General features: G+C 69.4%; 13 protein-coding genes, 1 tRNA gene and 2 pseudogenes. 5 read left to right on the top strand and 11 right to left on the bottom strand.

Annotation, left to right across the window (positions count from 1 at the left end; all coding sequences use genetic code 11):
* A pseudogene (locus tag VNS22_RS28415) lies at positions 1 to 211 on the top strand (transposase); the annotation flags it as partial.
* Between the two features lie 37 nt (positions 212 to 248).
* Here VNS22_RS28415 and VNS22_RS19495 read toward each other — a convergent pair.
* The 11 genes from VNS22_RS19495 to VNS22_RS19445 form a co-directional block, all read right to left on the bottom strand.
* Complete coding sequence (locus VNS22_RS19495) at positions 249 to 521, bottom strand: HPr family phosphocarrier protein (RefSeq protein WP_325735367.1); 273 nt, start codon at positions 519 to 521, stop codon at positions 249 to 251.
* Positions 522 to 545: 24 nt separating this feature from the next.
* Complete coding sequence (locus VNS22_RS19490; protein ID WP_325735365.1) at positions 546 to 953, bottom strand: PTS sugar transporter subunit IIA; 408 nt, start codon at positions 951 to 953, stop codon at positions 546 to 548.
* A complete protein-coding gene (rapZ, locus tag VNS22_RS19485; protein ID WP_325735364.1) occupies positions 950 to 1,837 on the bottom strand; it encodes an RNase adapter RapZ in 888 nt (295 codons plus the stop codon). Before rapZ ends, VNS22_RS19490 begins: the two co-directional genes overlap by 4 nt.
* A complete protein-coding gene (locus VNS22_RS19480; protein ID WP_325735362.1) occupies positions 1,834 to 2,238 on the bottom strand; it encodes a hypothetical protein in 405 nt (134 codons plus the stop codon). The genes rapZ and VNS22_RS19480 overlap by 4 nt, the downstream gene beginning before the upstream one ends.
* A 29-nt stretch (positions 2,239 to 2,267) precedes the next feature.
* Positions 2,268 to 3,728, bottom strand: coding sequence for an RNA polymerase factor sigma-54 (rpoN, locus tag VNS22_RS19475; RefSeq protein ID WP_325735360.1), 1,461 nt, complete (start codon positions 3,726 to 3,728; stop codon positions 2,268 to 2,270).
* 103 nt (positions 3,729 to 3,831) lie between these two features.
* Positions 3,832 to 4,557, bottom strand: coding sequence for an LPS export ABC transporter ATP-binding protein (lptB, locus tag VNS22_RS19470; protein ID WP_414653389.1), 726 nt, complete (start codon positions 4,555 to 4,557; stop codon positions 3,832 to 3,834).
* Positions 4,558 to 4,631: 74 nt separating this feature from the next.
* On the bottom strand, positions 4,632 to 5,204 hold the full coding sequence (gene lptA / locus VNS22_RS19465) for a lipopolysaccharide transport periplasmic protein LptA (protein ID WP_325735358.1): 573 nt from the start codon (positions 5,202 to 5,204) through the stop codon (positions 4,632 to 4,634).
* On the bottom strand, positions 5,204 to 5,893 hold the full coding sequence (lptC, locus tag VNS22_RS19460; protein WP_325735356.1) for an LPS export ABC transporter periplasmic protein LptC: 690 nt from the start codon (positions 5,891 to 5,893) through the stop codon (positions 5,204 to 5,206). The genes lptA and lptC overlap by 1 nt, the downstream gene beginning before the upstream one ends.
* A 4-nt stretch (positions 5,894 to 5,897) precedes the next feature.
* A complete protein-coding gene (locus tag VNS22_RS19455) occupies positions 5,898 to 6,923 on the bottom strand; it encodes a KpsF/GutQ family sugar-phosphate isomerase (protein ID WP_325735354.1) in 1,026 nt (341 codons plus the stop codon).
* 20 nt (positions 6,924 to 6,943) lie between these two features.
* Positions 6,944 to 7,555 carry a ribonuclease D gene (locus tag VNS22_RS19450; protein ID WP_325735352.1) on the bottom strand — a complete coding sequence of 204 codons (612 nt, stop codon included), beginning with the start codon at positions 7,553 to 7,555 and terminating at the stop codon, positions 6,944 to 6,946.
* Positions 7,556 to 7,635: 80 nt separating this feature from the next.
* Positions 7,636 to 7,722: transfer RNA gene (locus tag VNS22_RS19445), tRNA-Leu, on the bottom strand.
* A gap of 208 nt (positions 7,723 to 7,930) precedes the next feature.
* Between VNS22_RS19445 and VNS22_RS19440 the strand changes: the two genes are divergently transcribed.
* The 4 genes and pseudogenes from VNS22_RS19440 to VNS22_RS19425 all read left to right on the top strand — a co-directional run.
* A complete protein-coding gene (locus VNS22_RS19440; RefSeq protein WP_325735351.1) occupies positions 7,931 to 8,878 on the top strand; it encodes a complex I NDUFA9 subunit family protein in 948 nt (315 codons plus the stop codon).
* Positions 8,879 to 9,079: 201 nt separating this feature from the next.
* Positions 9,080 to 10,534, top strand: a complete 1,455-nt coding sequence (locus VNS22_RS19435; protein WP_325735349.1) for an NAD(P)-dependent oxidoreductase — start codon at positions 9,080 to 9,082, stop codon at positions 10,532 to 10,534.
* Between the two features lie 14 nt (positions 10,535 to 10,548).
* Positions 10,549 to 15,102, top strand: a complete 4,554-nt coding sequence (gene gltB / locus VNS22_RS19430) for a glutamate synthase large subunit (protein WP_325735347.1) — start codon at positions 10,549 to 10,551, stop codon at positions 15,100 to 15,102.
* Positions 15,095 to 15,526 (top strand): annotated as a pseudogene (locus tag VNS22_RS19425) (hypothetical protein); the annotation flags it as partial. The gene gltB and the pseudogene VNS22_RS19425, both read left to right, overlap by 8 nt.

Genomic DNA, 15,526 nt, shown 5'->3' with positions numbered 1-15,526 from the left:
CGACATCGGCATGGCCATCCCGCTGCTCGATGCCGTCCCGCCACCTCGGCGGGTCATCGCCGACAAGGCCTATGATGCCGACGATCTTCTTAGCTGGCTCCGGGCTCGGCACATCCAGGCGGTGATCCCCGCCAACGCCAGCCGCACCATCCCCTATCCACTCGACCGCAAGACGTACGCCCGGCGCAACCTGATCGAGCGGCGGTTCGGCCGGCCATGTGCGACAGGGGTGTCTGCAGCCGGCCCGGCTATTCGTCGAAGCCGCGCTGGATCAGCTCGGCGATGGCCGTCAGCGCCTGGCGGGCCTCCTGGCCGCGGGCGGACAGGCGCAGGGTGGCACCCTGCGCGGCGCCCAGCATCATCAGGCCCAGGATCGAGGTGGCGGTGACCTCGGTATCGTCCTTGCCGACCACCACCACCGCGTCGAACGTATCGGCGAGCCGGACCAGCTTCGCAGCGGCACGCGCATGCAGGCCACGCGCGTTGCATACCCGAACCTCCACCGCCAGTCCGCTCTCCACCTTCGACCTGCCTTTGCTGCTGCCCTAGCTCTTGTCGCCACTCAGTATCTGGCTGGCAACCTGTATGTACTTGCGCCCGGCTTCCTGGGCGCTGCGGATCGCCTGCGGCAGCGTTTCGGTCCCGCGCACCATGGCGAGCTTGATCAGCATCGGCAGGTTGATGCCGCAGATCACCTCGACCTGTGGCCGGTCGGTGATGGAGATCGCGAGGTTGGAAGGCGTGCCGCCGAACATGTCGGTCAGCATGATCACGCCGCTCCCGGTGTCGACCTGCTTGACCGCCGCCACGATGTCGGCCCGGCGCCGCTCGATGTCGTCGTCGGGCTCGATCGAGATCGCCGCCACATCGGGCTGCGGCCCCACCACATGCTCCATGGCGGCGACGAACTCGTCTGCCAGATGGCCATGAGTGACGATCACCAGGCCGATCATGGCGTGCTCCCGGTCACGGCCGCCGGTGTCGCGGTGCGCGGGATGTCGCGGTGATGGGTGCCCACCGCCCAGCCGGCATCGCGCAGCCGCGCGGACAGAGCCTCGGCCACGAATACCGAGCGGTGCTTGCCGCCGGTGCAGCCGATCGCGATGGTCAGGTAGGACTTGCCCTCGGCACGATAGCGCGGGAGCAGGGGCAAGAGCAGGTTCACCAGCCGCTCCATGAACGAGGAGAAGTCCAGGTCGTTCGCGACATAGTCCTGGACCGGCCGGTCCAGCCCGGTCATCGGCCGCAAGACGTCGTCGTAATGCGGGTTGCGCAGGAAGCGCACGTCGAACACGAGATCGGCCTCGCGCGGCAGCCCGTTGCGGAACGAGAAGGACATGACGTGGATCGCCAGGCGCTGTCCTTCGGCCGGGTCGAACAGGCCGGTGATGACCCGCTTGAGATCGGCGGCCGTGAGCGCCGTGGTGTCGACGATATGGTCGGCCAGCCCGCGCACCGGGGCCATGATCTGCCGCTCATGCGCGATCCCGTCCTCCAGCGAGCGGTCGAACGCCAGCGGGTGGCGGCGGCGGGTCTCGCTGTAGCGCCGGCGCAGCACCTCGTCGTCGCAGTCCAGGAACAGGAGGCGGACCTCGGCCACGCCGGAGCCGCGCAGCCGTTCCAGCCGCGGCATCAGCTCATCCACGTCGAAGGTGCGCGAGCGCGGGTCGATGCCGATCGCGACATCGGTCTCGAGCGGGTCCAGTGCCTGGACCAGCTTGCGCAGGAGATTGATCGGCAGGTTGTCCACCGCCTCGAAGCCCAGGTCCTCCAGGACCTTGAGCGCGGTGGTCCTGCCGGCACCAGCCATGCCGGTGACGATCACGATCCGGTTCACGGCACCTCGCGCACCAGCCGGAAGAGGGACGCCGCGACCAGCGAGGCGGCCCGGTTCAGATCTTCCGGCATGATGTGGATCAGGGGCAGCACGACCCCGAGCATGCCGGTGGTGGCGGGAGGGGGCAAGCGCTCGATGGTAACACTGCGTGTCAGCTCGGCAACGAGGTCGACCGCTGCGGCATGCCGGCACGGCAGGCGGGCCAGGCCCAGCCGCCGCAGCTCGAGCTGGCCCCGGATGGCCAAGGGGCAGGTCGCGATCACGCGCCCGCTCTCATTGGCGAGCTCGACCGCGTCGTCCGCCACCAGCCAGCCGCCCATCGCCGCCAACGAATTGCACAGGCTGGACTTGCCGCTGCCCGACGGGCCCAGCACCAGCACGCCCCGGCCATGGAGCTGCACGCAGGAGCCGTGCTGGAGGGTGCGCCCGGTCAGCGGAGCAGCGCCTTGGCACGCCGGCGCTGCAGCGACGAGGCGATGCCCAGCGATTCCCGGTACTTGGCGACAGTCCGGCGGGCGACCTGCATGCCCTCCTTTTCCAGGAGCAGGACGAGCCGGTCGTCGGACAGCACGTCGTCCGGCGTTTCCCGCTCGATCATCTGCCGGATCCGCTGGCGGATCGCCTCGGCGCTGACGCTGCCCTCGCCATCGGCGGACGGCAGGCCGGTCGAGAAGAAATATTTCAGCGGATAGGTGCCGCGCGGCGTGCCGACATATTTGTCGCTGGTGGCCCGGCTCACCGTGCTCTCGTGCAGCCCGGTCACCTCGGCGATGTCGCGCAGCACCAGCGGGCGCAGCCGGGACGGGCCGTGGGTGAGGAAACCCTTCTGCCGCTGGAAGATCGCCTTGGTGACCCGCAGCACGGTGCGCGCGCGCTGGTCCAGCGCCTTGACCAGCCAGTTCGCCGACTGCCAGCGTTCGGACAGGTATTCCTTCGCCTTGCGGCCCTCGGCGCTGCCGCAGATCTCGGCATAGTAGCCGGTATCGGCCATCACCCGCGGCAGGGTGCGCGGGTCGACCTCGACCCGCCAGTTGCCACCGGGGGCCGGCAGGACGTGCACGTCGGGCGAGACCACCGGCGCCGGTTCCGGATCGAAGCTGGCACCCGGCCTGGGGTTGAGCGCCCGGATCTCCGCGATCATGTCCTGCAGGTCGTCCTGGTCGACTCGGCATACCCGGAGCAGGAGCGTGAAGTCGGCCCGGGCCAGGGCGGGCAGATGATCCAGCAGTGCCTGCATCGCCGGATCCAGCCGGTCGAGCTCCTTGAGCTGCAGCGCCAGGCACTCCCGCAGATCCCGTGCACCCACGCCTGCCGGATCGCAGTTCTGCACGATCCGCAGCGCCTGCAGGAGCTCGTCCCGGCCCGCGGCCAGCTCCACGGCCAGGTCCTCCAGCGGCTCGCGCAGATAGCCGTCACCATCCAGGCGCTCGACCAGGGCGAAGGCCAGGAAGCGGATGGCCGGGTCGCCGGCATCGGCCGCCACCTGCGCCAGCAGATGCTCGCGCAGGCTCACCGGCCGGCTGAGCGTCGCCTCCAGCGACGGCAGGTCATCCTCGGCAGCGCTGGAGCGGCGTTCGCGCCCGAGCGGACCCAACACCGCCCTGTCCGGCTCGCCGGTCTCGGCCGGCCAGTCCTGGCCATCCGCCGGATCGGCGGCGGGTTCGGGGGGCGCCCTTCCGTCCAGCGGCGCCTCCTGCTCGCCGGCCGGCTGGCCCTGCCGGTCGGACACGCCGTCACTGCGGGTCAGGAACGGGTTCTCGGTCAGCTCCTGCTGGATGAACTGGTCCAGCTCGAGGTTGGACAGCTGCAGGAGCTTGATCGCCTGCTGGAGCTGCGGCGTGATCACCAGTCCCTGGGACTGGCGCAGCTCCAGGCGCATCCCGGCGCTCATCGGCCGCACTTTCCATCACAGCGGGCCCGGCGGTGGCGGAGGGCAGGCACCGTGTGCCTGGTCCCTGCCAGTCCTGGGTAGCCGCCCGTCACGATGCGGTGGCTCACAGGGCGAAGTCGTCGCCGAGATAGACCTTGCGGACCATCTCGTCGGCCACGATCGAACTCGGCGTGCCCTCCATGATCACGCGCCCCTCGTGCAGGATATAGGCACGGTCGATGATCTCCAGCGTGTCCCGCACATTGTGGTCGGTGATCAGCACGCCCAGGCCGCGGTCCTTCAGATGCGCCACCAGACTGCGGATCTCGGCCACGTTGATCGGGTCGATGCCGGCCAGCGGTTCATCCAGGAGCATGAAGCCCGGCCGTGATGCCAAGGCGCGGGCGATCTCGACGCGCCGCCGCTCGCCGCCGGACAGGCCGAGTGCCGGGGCGCGGCGCAGATGGCTGAGCCCGAACTCGGCCAGGAGTTCGTCCAGCATCTCCTCGCGGCGTAGCCGGCTGGGCTCCACCAGCTCCAGCACCGCGCGCAGATTGTTCTCGACGCTGAGGCCCCGGAACACCGAGGCTTCCTGGGCGAGATAGCCCACGCCGAGGCGGGCGCGGCGGAACATCGGCAGGTCGGTGACATCCGAGCCGTCCAGCACGACCTGGCCATAGTCCGGCGAGATCAGGCCGGTCAGGATGTAGAACGAGGTGGTCTTGCCGGCACCGTTCGGCCCCAGCAGACCCACCGCCTCGCCCCGGCCGACCCGCAGGCTGACGTCGCGCAGCACGGTGCGGCCGCCATACTGCTTGCCGATCTTGAAGGCCGACAGCTCGGAGACCACGCTCCCGCGGCGTGCGGCGGCCTGCACCTGCTCGTGGCGCTGCTGGGCTGGCAGGAGGTCGGGCGACACCAGGCTCACGGCTGCTCGCTGCCCCCGTTCTCGGGCGTGAACACGGCGCGGACCCGCTCGCTGCGCTTGCCGCCCGACACGGTCGACAGGCCGGTGTTCAGGTCCATGTCCAGCCGATTGCCGCGGATCACGTTCTCGCCGCGGGTCAGGACCACGTCGCCGGTCAGCTGCATCGTGCCGGCCACCACGTCATAGACGCCGGCATCGCCCTGAGCGCTCTCCGCGGGCGAAGTGATCACCACCTTACCGAACGCTTCGATCATCCGGATCGAGTTGTCGGCCGGGGCAGCGCCGCCTGTGCCAGACCCGCTGCCGGCTCCGCCGCTGCCGGCCTGGTCGTTGCGGGCATAGTGCACCAGCAGCCGGTCGGCGCGCAGCTTCATGTCGCCCTGGACCGCGTCGACATTGCCGGCAAACGTGGCGAGCTGCTTTGGCTGCTCCACGGTGAGCGTGTCCGAGGTGATCTCGATCGGCTGGCGGGAATCGTGGCCCGCCAGGCCGTTGCTTTCCTGCGCCGCCGCGATGGCCGCCGGCAGGCAGACGATGAGCGCGAGTGCCGCTGCTGCCCGGTGCCTCATCAAGGAGCCTCCCCCGCGGGCCGGTCCTGCGTCAGCACGACCCGTACATTGCCCTCAAACCGGATCACATCGCCTCCTTCCTCGATGGCGAAGCCATCCGCGTCGATCGTTCCCCTGGTCCCGGTCCCATGGACCGGCCGCTCGCCCGTCGCCCGGCGCTCGTCCATGAGGATGGTCGCCTGCTCGGTGGTGAACTCCATGCCGTCCGGCGTATAGAGCTTGACGTCGTGGGCAAGGTCCAGTCGTTCGATATCGCGCTGATAAAGCGCGTCCCGCGACTCCAGCCGGGTCAGCCCGCCATCCACGCTCTCCATCCTGGCGCGCATGTGGGAAAGTGCGATCCGGTCCGGTGCCTTGGGGTCGATCTGCGCCTCGTCGGCCTCGACCACATAGGGTCGGCCGCCCTCGCTGTCGGCACCGACATAGCGGGGCTGGCGCATGCGCATGGGCTCGGTGATCGAGATGCCCTCGAACAGGCCGGAGGGTGCGATCATCCCGGCAACGTCGCCGAAGATCTTGGGCCAGGCCACCACCAGTACCATCAGGCCGATCGCGATGCCGGGCAGCACCAGCCGCATCAGGCCGACAAAGCGGCGCCTGGGCCGGCGGGGCGGCGCGCCCGGTCCGGCGGCGGCCTGGCCCCCATTCGGGGCCGGCTCGCGCGGGGCGGTTGCAGGAGCCTCGACCACCTGCTCAGGCCACTCCCGCCTTGAGGCAGTCGTGCAGGTGGAGCGCACCCACCGGGCGACCGTCCATCACCACGAACAGCACGGTGATCGCGGCGGCGTTCATCGTGCGAACGGCTTCCACCGCCAGCGCGTCGGGCGCGATGGTCCGGGCGCGGCTGGTCATCAGCGCCTCCACCGAACGGCCCAGCAGGTCGGGGGCCATGTTGCGGCGCAGGTCGCCATCGGTGACGATGCCGACCAGCCGGCCGTCCCCGTCGATCACGCCGATGCAGCCCAGCCGCTTTTCCGTCATCACCAGCAGGGCGTCGGCCATGCGGGTGCCGACCGGGACGAGCGGCAGATCGGCACCCTCGTGCATCAGCTGGCGCACGCGCACGAGCCGGGCACCGAGCTTGCCGCCCGGATGCAGCTCGGCGAAGGCATGGCTGGAGAAGCCGCGCCGGCCAAGCAGGACCACGGCGAGCGCGTCGCCCAGCGCCAGCATCGCGGTGGTGGAGGTGGTGGGCGCCAGGCCCAAGGGGCAGGCCTCGACCACCACCGGCAGGACCAGGGCCACGTCCGCGCTCTCGGCGAGCGTGCTGGGTGCCCGGCCGACCATGGCGGCCAGCGGGATGCCGAACCGGCGGGCATGCACCAGGATCGCGTGCAGCTCCGGTGTCTCCCCGGAGTTCGACAGCGCCAGCACCGCGTCCTTTGGGGTGATCATGCCGAGATCGCCATGGGCGGCTTCGGCCGGATGGACGAACTGGGCAGGGGTCCCGGTGGAGGCGAGGGTGGCCGCGATCTTCGCCGCCACATGACCGCTCTTGCCCATGCCGGTGACCACCACCCGGCTCGTGGCACGCTGGAGCAGGTCGCACGCGGCCAGGAAGTCGCGGCCGAGCGTCTGGGCCAGGTCCTGAAGTGCCCCGGCTTCGGTGGTGAGCACCTCGCGGGCGGCCGCCAGATCGGCGGCACCGGCCGGTTCCGGGCCGGCAACGGGCTGCGCCTTCGATGCGACGATGGTGGCGACCCTGGCCTTGGACGGCATGAGCGGCTCCGCTGGCCGGTTCAGTGGGCGAGAATGTCCTGCTCGGCGAAGCCGGCCAGGTCCAGTTCCGCCCGGGTGGGCAGGAAGCCGAAGCAGGCCTGCGCCAGATGCAGGCGGCCCTCCCGGCGCAGCATCGCCTCCAGCCGTTCCTTCAGGCGGTGGAGATGCACGACGTCGCTGGCGGCGTAGCGCAGCTGCGCCTCGCTCAGCTGGTCGTTGCCCCAGTCCGAGCTCTGCTCCTGCTTTTGCAGCTCCACGCCCAGCAGCTCGCGGCTCAGGTCCTTCAGGCCGTGGCGGTCGGTGTAGGTGCGCGCCAGCTTCGACGCGATCTTGGTGCACCAGAGCGGGGTCACCGCCACGCCCAGGAAATGCCGGAGCACGGCCACGTCGAAGCGCGCGAAATGGAAGATCTTGAGGATGTCGGGATCGGCCAGGAGTGCGCTCAAGCGCGGCGCCGCGTAGTTGCGGTCGGCAAAGCGCACCAGATGGATCTCGCCATTGGCCTTGGCGAGCTGCACCAGGCAGAGCCGGTCGCGGTGCGGCTGCAGCCCCATCGTCTCGGTATCCAGCGCCACCGGCCCGTCGGCAACGAAGTCCGGCGGCAGGTCGCCCTGATGAAGCTGGAATTCCATACGCACCGTTTCCGATCCTTCGGTCCTGGGAAGCACCCTAGACCCTAGATGGTAAACGATCCGTGAACGCGAAGAGTGAATGGTGCCCAGGAGAGGACTCGAACCTCCACGCCCTTGCGAGCGCTAGCACCTGAAGCTAGTGCGTCTACCAATTCCGCCACCTGGGCACTCGGTGCGGGGCGGGAAGTAGGCGAGTTCGCGACGGCCGTCAACGGGTGCCAGCGCGCTTTTCCGCATTTCCGCGCCATGCGACCGCCGCGCCAAGAAAACACCGTGCCCGCAGGATGCCGGCGGCAGGGGGGCGGGGACGTTTGCCTGTCGAGGGGCACAGGGCTAGACAGCGCCAGTCGGGGCGATGTGCGTAAGGAGAGCGGGATGCGCGGCATGGTGGTTGCGGTGACGGGCGGCACCGGATTCATCGGTCGACATCTGATCCAGCAGCTCTGCGCACGGGAGGCTCAGGTCCGCGTGCCCTGCCGGAACCCCGACCGGGCCCTGGTGCTCAAGCCGCTGGGCCAGGTCGGGCAGGTGACCCCGATCGAGACCGATCTCGGCCAGGACGAGCAGCTGGCCCGGGCACTTGCCGGCGTCGACGCGGTGGTGAATCTGGTGGGCATCCTCCATGAGCGCCGCTCCGGCGACTTCCAGCGGCTCCATGCGCAGCTGCCCGAACGGATCGGCCGCCTGGCCCCGGCCGGGGCGAAGATCGTCCAGATCTCGGCGATCGGCGCCGATCCCGGCTCGCGCAGCATCTATGCCCGCACCAAGGCGATGGGCGAGCAGGGGCTGCGGCAGGCGCGGCCGGATGCGGTGATCCTGCGCCCGTCCGTGGTGTTCGGGCCCGAGGACCAGTTCCTCAACCGGTTCGCGGCCATGTCGGCCACCCTGCCGTTCCTGCCGGCGATCGGCGGCGGGCGCACCCGGTTCCAGCCGGTCTATGTCGGTGATGTCGCCCGGGCGACCGTCGCGGCACTGGCCGGTCCGGGCCGGCCCGGCACCACCTATGAGCTCGGCGGGCCGGAGGTGCTGAGCTTCCGCGAGATCCTGGTCTGGCTGCTGCGGGTGCTGGGCCGCAACCGGCGGATCGTCAACGTCCCGTTCGGCGTGGCCGAGTTCCTGGGGCGGATCCTGCAGTTCCTGCCGGTGCCGCCCCTCACCGTCGACCAGGTGAAGCAGCTGCGCAGCGACAACGTGGCGAGTCCGGATCTGCCGGGCCTGACGGAGCTGGGCGTGCCGCCGACGCCGCTGGAAATTGCAGGTCCGCCCTACCTCCAGCTGTTTGCCCGAGCGCAGGTGCGGACTGTTCCGACCAGATCGTCTTGAAGCGAGACCATCTTCCGGGAGCCTTTGAACGGATCAGCTCGGTCATCTCAATGAGAAAAGGAAGCGTGAAGAAATAAGTCTCATATCGGGACCGATCCGGCTGCCTGAACTTTACCTGATTCCTCCTTCAGCTTAGGACGCTTCCAAGGCGGCACGCCTGCGTGCCGCGCCGTTGGCAAGTCGTGTGCGAAGGACAGGGCGATGGCCGCCTCGAAGATGATGCAGTTCGTTGCCGTGCCGCAGACCCTGCCGCACAAGCGCAGCGTCGAGGAGCGGGTCCAGGATTTCGCCGAGATCTATGACCGCTTCCGGCCGGAGCGTGCGTCGGAGCAGGCGTCGCGCTGCGAGCAGTGCGGCATCCCGTTCTGCCAGATCCACTGCCCGCTGCACAACAACATCCCCGACTGGCTGCGGATGACCGCCGAAGGGCGGCTCGAGGAGGCCTACGAGCTGAGCTCGGCCACCAGCGCCATGCCGGAGATCTGCGGCCGGATCTGCCCGCAGGATCGTTTGTGCGAAGGCAACTGCGTGATCGAGAAGGGCTTCAACTCGGTCACGATCGGCACGGTCGAGCGCTACATCAACGACACGGCCTTCGAGATGGGCTGGGTCCAGCCGCCCAGGCCCAGCCGCGAGCGGCCGGGCTCGGTCGGCATCATCGGCGCCGGCCCCGCCGGCTATTCCGTGGCGTTCGAGCTGCGCCGCAAGGGCTGGCAGGTCGACGTCTACGACCGCTACGACCGGGTCGGCGGGCTGCTGATGTACGGCATCCCCGGCTTCAAGCTGGAAAAGGACGTGGTGCAGCGCCGCGCGGACCTGCTGGAGCAGGCCGGCGTCCGGTTCCATCTGAACTGCGACGTGGGCACGCCCGGTCATCCGGGCTTCGCCGAGCTGCGCCAGCGCCACGACGCGATCTTCATCGGCACCGGCGTCTACAAGGCCCGCGCCCTGCAGGTCCCGGGCGTCGGCCTGCCCGGCGTCGTGCCGGCCCTGCGCTACTTGACCGCGTCCAACCGCAAGAGCCTGGGCGACCAGGTGCCGGAGTTCGACGACGGCAGCCTGAACGCCGCCGGCAAGCATGTGGTGGTGATCGGCGGCGGCGACACCGCGATGGACTGCGTGCGCACCGCGGTCCGCCAGGGCGCGCTCTCGGTGAAGTGCCTCTATCGGCGCGACAAGGAGAACATGCCGGGCTCGATGCGCGAGGTGAAGCATGCCGAGGAGGAGGGCGTGGAGTTCGTCTGGCTCTCCGCGCCCGAGGCCTTCCTGGGCGACGAGCGGGTCGAGGCGGTGCGCGCCATCCGCATGCGCCTGGGTGCGCCCGATTCCACCGGGCGGCAGTCCCCGGAGATCGTGCCGGACTCCGGTTTCCGCCTGCCTGCCGACCTGGTGATCGCAGCACTGGGCTTCGATCCCGAGGACCATCTCGCCATGTTCGGCGAGCCGGAGCTCAAGGTCTCGCGCTGGGGCACCATCACGATCGACTGGAGCACCATGCAGACCAACCTGGAAGGCGTGTTCGCCGGCGGCGACATCGTCCGGGGCGCCTCGCTGGTGGTCTGGGGGGTGCGCGACGGCCGCGACGCCGCCGCCGCCATGCACGACTTTCTGCTGAACCGCACGGCCGGGCGCGACGCGCTCGCCGCAGCCGCCTGAAGGGGGCCTCCGTCATGAGCCAGCTGCCGATCGAGCGCGGTGCCGCCTTCATCCAGGCCTATGAGGCGAACCGCGACCTGCTGATCGAGCGCGGGATGTACACGCCCGAGGACGAGCACTCGTCCTGCGGCGTCGGCATGGTGGCGGCCATCGACGGCAAGCCGCGCCGCGAGGTCGTGACCAAGGCGATCGAGGCGCTGAAGGCGGTCTGGCACCGCGGTGCCGTGGACGCCGATGGCAAGACCGGCGACGGCGCCGGCATCCATGTCCAGATCCCCGACGCCTTCTTCCGCCGCTACGTCACCGATGTCGGCATCGATGTCGACGAGCGCCTGGGCGTCGGCATGGTGTTCCTGCCGCGCAACGATTTCGGCGCGCAGGAGACCTGTCGCTCGATCGTGGAAAGCGAGATCATCCGCGGCGGCTACCAGATCCGCGGCTGGCGCCAGGTCCCGGTCGACACCTCGGTGCTGGGCGACAAGGCCCAGGCGACCCGGCCGGAGATCGAGCAGATCATCGTCGGCAATCCGGACTGCGCCATCGATGCCGACCGGTTCGAGCGCGACCTCTACATCATCCGCCGGCGGATCGAGAAGCAGGTCCAGGCGGCGCATATCGCCGAGTTCTACATCTGCTCCTTGTCCTGCCGCTCGATCATCTACAAGGGCCTGTTCCTGGCCGAGGCCCTGTCGGTCTTCTATCCGGACCTGCAGGACGAGCAGTTCGTCTCCTCCTTCGCGATCTTCCACCAGCGCTACTCGACCAACACCTGGCCGGCCTGGCGCCTGGCCCAGCCGTTCCGCACCATCGCGCATAACGGCGAGATCAACACGGTCCGTGGCAACACCAACTGGATGAAGAGCCACGAGACCCGGATGGAGGCCGAGGTCTTCGGCGAGTTCAACGAGGACGTGAAGCCGCTGATCCAGGCCGGCTCCTCGGACAGCGCGGCGCTGGATGCCGTGGTCGAGGCGCTGATCCGGGCCGGGCGCGTTCTGCCGCTGGTCAAGACCCTGCTGGTGCCGCCGGCCTGGTCGAACAAGATCGTCATGCCGCAGGCCCATGCCGACCTGTTCAACTACTGCAACTGCGTGATGGAGCCCTGGGACGGGCCGGCCGCATTGGTCGCCGCGGACAGCCGCTGGGCGATCGCCGGCATGGACCGCAACGGCCTGCGGCCGATGCGCTACGCCCGCACGTCCGACGGCCTGCTGGTGGTGGGCTCGGAAGCCGGCATGGTGCCGCTGGACGAGGCCAACATCGTCGAGAAGGGCCGGGTGGGGCCGGGCGAGACCATCGGCGTCGACCTCACCAGCGGCCGCTTCTTCCGCGACGTCGAGCTGAAGGACTGGCTGGCCGGCCTCAAGCCCTACTCCAAGTGGGTGGAGAACATCCGCAACCTGGAGGACCTGGCCGCCGCGCGCGACTTCCAGCCGGCGAGCTTTTCCCGCGACGAGCTGCGCCACCGCCAGGCCCAGTTCGGCGTGAGCGTGGAAGACCTGGAGCTGATCCTGGCGCCCATGGTCCAGGACGGCAAGGAAGCGCTGGGCTCGATGGGCGACCACAGTCCGGTGGCCGTACTGTCCAAGCGGTATCGCGGTCTCCATCACTTCTTCCGCCAGCAGTTCGCACAAGTCACCAACCCGCCGATCGATCCGCTGCGCGAGTGGCGGGTGATGAGCCTGAAGACCCGCTTCGGCAATCTCGGCAACGTCTATGACGAGGACCCGAGCCAGACCTCGATCCTGCAGCTCGAAAGCCCGGTGATCACCACCACCGAGCTGCTGGCGCTGGAGGAGCATTTCCAGAAGCGGATGCGCCGGATCGACTGCACCTTCCCGGCGGACGGTTCGGAGCCGCTGAAGGCGGCGCTGGAGCGGATCCGCCACGAGGCCGAGGACGCGGTGCGCGGCGGTGCCGAGAACCTGCTCCTGACCGACGAGGACGTGGGGCCGGACCGGGCACCCATGCCGATGATCCTGGCCGTGGGTGCCGTGCACAGCCATCTGGTGCGCCAGAAGCTGCGCGCCTTCTCCTCGATCACCGTGCGCTCGGGCGAGTGCATGGACACGCACTGCTTCGCCGTGCTGATCGGCGTCGGCGCCACCGCGGTGAACGCCTATCTCACCGAGGCGGCGATCGCGGATCGCCATGCCCGCAACCTGTTTCCCGGCCTGACGCTGCAGGAGTGCCTCGCGCGCTTCAAGGAAGCGATCAACCAGGGCCTGCTCAAGATCATGTCCAAGATGGGCATCTCGATCATCTCGAGCTACCGGGGCGGGTGCAACTTCGAGGCGATCGGCCTGTCCCGCTCGCTGTGCCGCGAATATCTGCCGGGGATGGTCTCGCGCATCTCCGGCATCGGCCTCGCCGGCATCAGCAAGCGCATCCTGGAGATGCATGAGCGCGCGTTCGGCGAGGGTGCCGTGGTGCTGCCGATCGGCGGCTTCTACCGCTACCGCCGGGGCGGCGAATCGCATGCCCTGGAAGGCAAGGCGATCCACCAGCTCCAGCACGCGGTCCAGACCGACAGCTACTCGGCGTTCAAGCGCTACACCGAGATGCTGCACGACCACGAGCCGATGGCGATCCGCGACCTCTTGGCGTTCGCGCCCAAGGCCCAGCCGATCCCGCTGGACGAGGTCGAGAGCATCACCGAGATCCGCAAGCGCTTCGTGACACCCGGCATGTCGCTGGGCGCGCTCTCCCCTGAGGCGCACGAGACGCTGACCATCGCCATGAACCGGATCGGTGCGAAGGCCGATTCCGGCGAGGGCGGCGAGGGCAAGGAGCGCTTCACCCCCAGGCCCAACGGCGACAACGCCAACTCGCCGATCAAGCAGGTGGCGTCCGGCCGGTTCGGCGTGACCGCCGAATACCTGAACGCCGCCAAGGAGCTGGAGATCAAGGTCGCGCAGGGCGCCAAGCCCGGCGAGGGCGGCCAGCTGCCGGGCTTCAAGGTGACCGTCGAGATCGCGCGGCTGCGCCATGCCACGCCCGGCGTGACCCTGATCTCGCCGCCGCCGCACCACGACATCTACTCGATCGAGGACCTGGCCCAGCTCATCTACGACCTCAAGCAGATCAACCCGGACGCCAAGGTCTGCGTGAAGCTGGTCTCGGAGGCCGGGATCGGCACGATCGCGGCCGGTGTCGCCAAGGCCAAGGCCGACGTGATCCTGATCTCGGGCAATGTCGGCGGCACCGGCGCCTCGCCGCAGACCTCGATCAAGTATGCCGGCACGCCCTGGGAGATGGGCCTGTCCGAGACCAACCAGCTGCTCACCCTCAACCGGCTGCGCCACCGCGTCACGCTGCGCACCGACGGCGGCCTCAAGACCGGCCGGGACATCGTGATCGCCGCCATGCTGGGTGCCGAGGAGTTCGGCATCGGCACGCTGTCGCTGGTGGCGGTCGGCTGCATCCTGGTCCGGCAGTGCCACTCCAACACCTGCCCGGTGGGCGTGTGCACCCAGCGCGACGACCTGCGCGCCAAGTACGAGGGCAAGCCCGAGCACATCGTCAACCTGATGAGCTTCATCGCCGAGGACACCCGCGAGGTGCTGGCGTCCCTGGGCCTGCGCTCGCTCAACGAGGCGATCGGCCGGACCGACCTGCTCCGCCAGGTCAGCCGCGGCTCGATCGACCTGGACGACCTGGACCTGAACCCGATCCTGGCCAATGTCGATCCCGGCCCGCACCCGCGCTACTGCGTGGTCGAGGGCCGCAACGAGGTGCCGGACACGCTGGACGCGCGGATGGTCAAGGACGCCCGCCCGCTCCTGGAAGACGGCGAGAAGATGCAGCTCCAGTACAATGTGCGGAACGTGCATCGCGCGGTCGGCACCCGGCTGTCGGCGCACATCACCCGCAAGTACGGCATGGCCAGGCTGCCCGAAGGCCACATCACCGTGCGGCTGCGCGGCTCGGCCGGCCAGTCGCTGGGCGCCTTCGCCGTGCAGGGGCTGAAGCTCGAAGTGTTCGGCGACGCCAACGACTATGTCGGCAAGGGCCTCTCCGGCGGCACGATCGCGGTCCGCCCGCTGGTGTCCTCGCCGCTGGTCCCGCACCAGAACGTGATCATCGGCAATACCTGCCTGTACGGCGCCACCGCCGGCAAGCTGTTCGCCTCGGGCATGGCCGGCGAGCGCTTCGCGGTGCGCAATTCCGGTGCCGTCACCGTGGTGGAAGGCGTCGGCGACAATGGCTGCGAGTACATGACCGGCGGCACCGCGGTGATCCTGGGCCAGACCGGCGACAACTTCGCGGCCGGCATGTCGGGCGGCATGGCGTTCGTCTATGATCCTGAGAACCTGCTGGAGACCCGGATCAACGGCGAGATGGTGATCTGGCAGCGGGTGGAGGTCGACCACTATGCCGAACTGCTGCACGCCCTGATCCGCGAGCACGTGGCCGCCACGGGCAGCCCGCTCGGCAAGCAGATCCTGCACGACTACCCGGTCGAGCTCGGCCGGTTCTGGCAGGTCGTGCCCAAGGAGATGCTGGACAAGCTGGCCGTGCCGGTGACCCGCGACGCTGCGGTCGAGCAGGCGGCACTGCTTGCCTGACCGGCCGGCTGGCCCGGCGGAGGCGGCGGAGCGGATCCTCCGCCGGTCACTGGAGGGGGACGAGCGGGTCCTGTGGACCGGCCGTCCCGATCCCGCGGCCCTGATCAGGATGGAGCGCAAGTGGCGCCCGGGCGGGCTGGCCCTGGTGCTGATCGGGCTGTGGATCGCGTGGCGGACCGAGGCGCTGCCGCTGGCGACGCTGGTGGCGGCCTTCGGCGTGAATGCGCTGACCCTGCCATGGCGCGCGGCGCGGGCGGCACCAGGCATCCTCTATGCCGTCACCGACAAGCGGGTGCTGATCATCGATCCGGCACGGCTCCAGCCGGTGCAGCCTTATCCCTTCACCGCGCTGAAGCTCCAGCTGCGCCAGGTTTCCGGTGCCGGGACCGGTGATCTCCTGCTGCGCCGGCGCGACTTCTTCCCG

Source organism: Geminicoccus sp., assembly GCF_035556675.1.
GTDB lineage: Bacteria > Pseudomonadota > Alphaproteobacteria > Geminicoccales > Geminicoccaceae > Geminicoccus.
The sequence above is the reverse complement of the archived record's forward strand: the minus strand, read 5'-3'. Positions and strand labels throughout refer to the sequence as shown.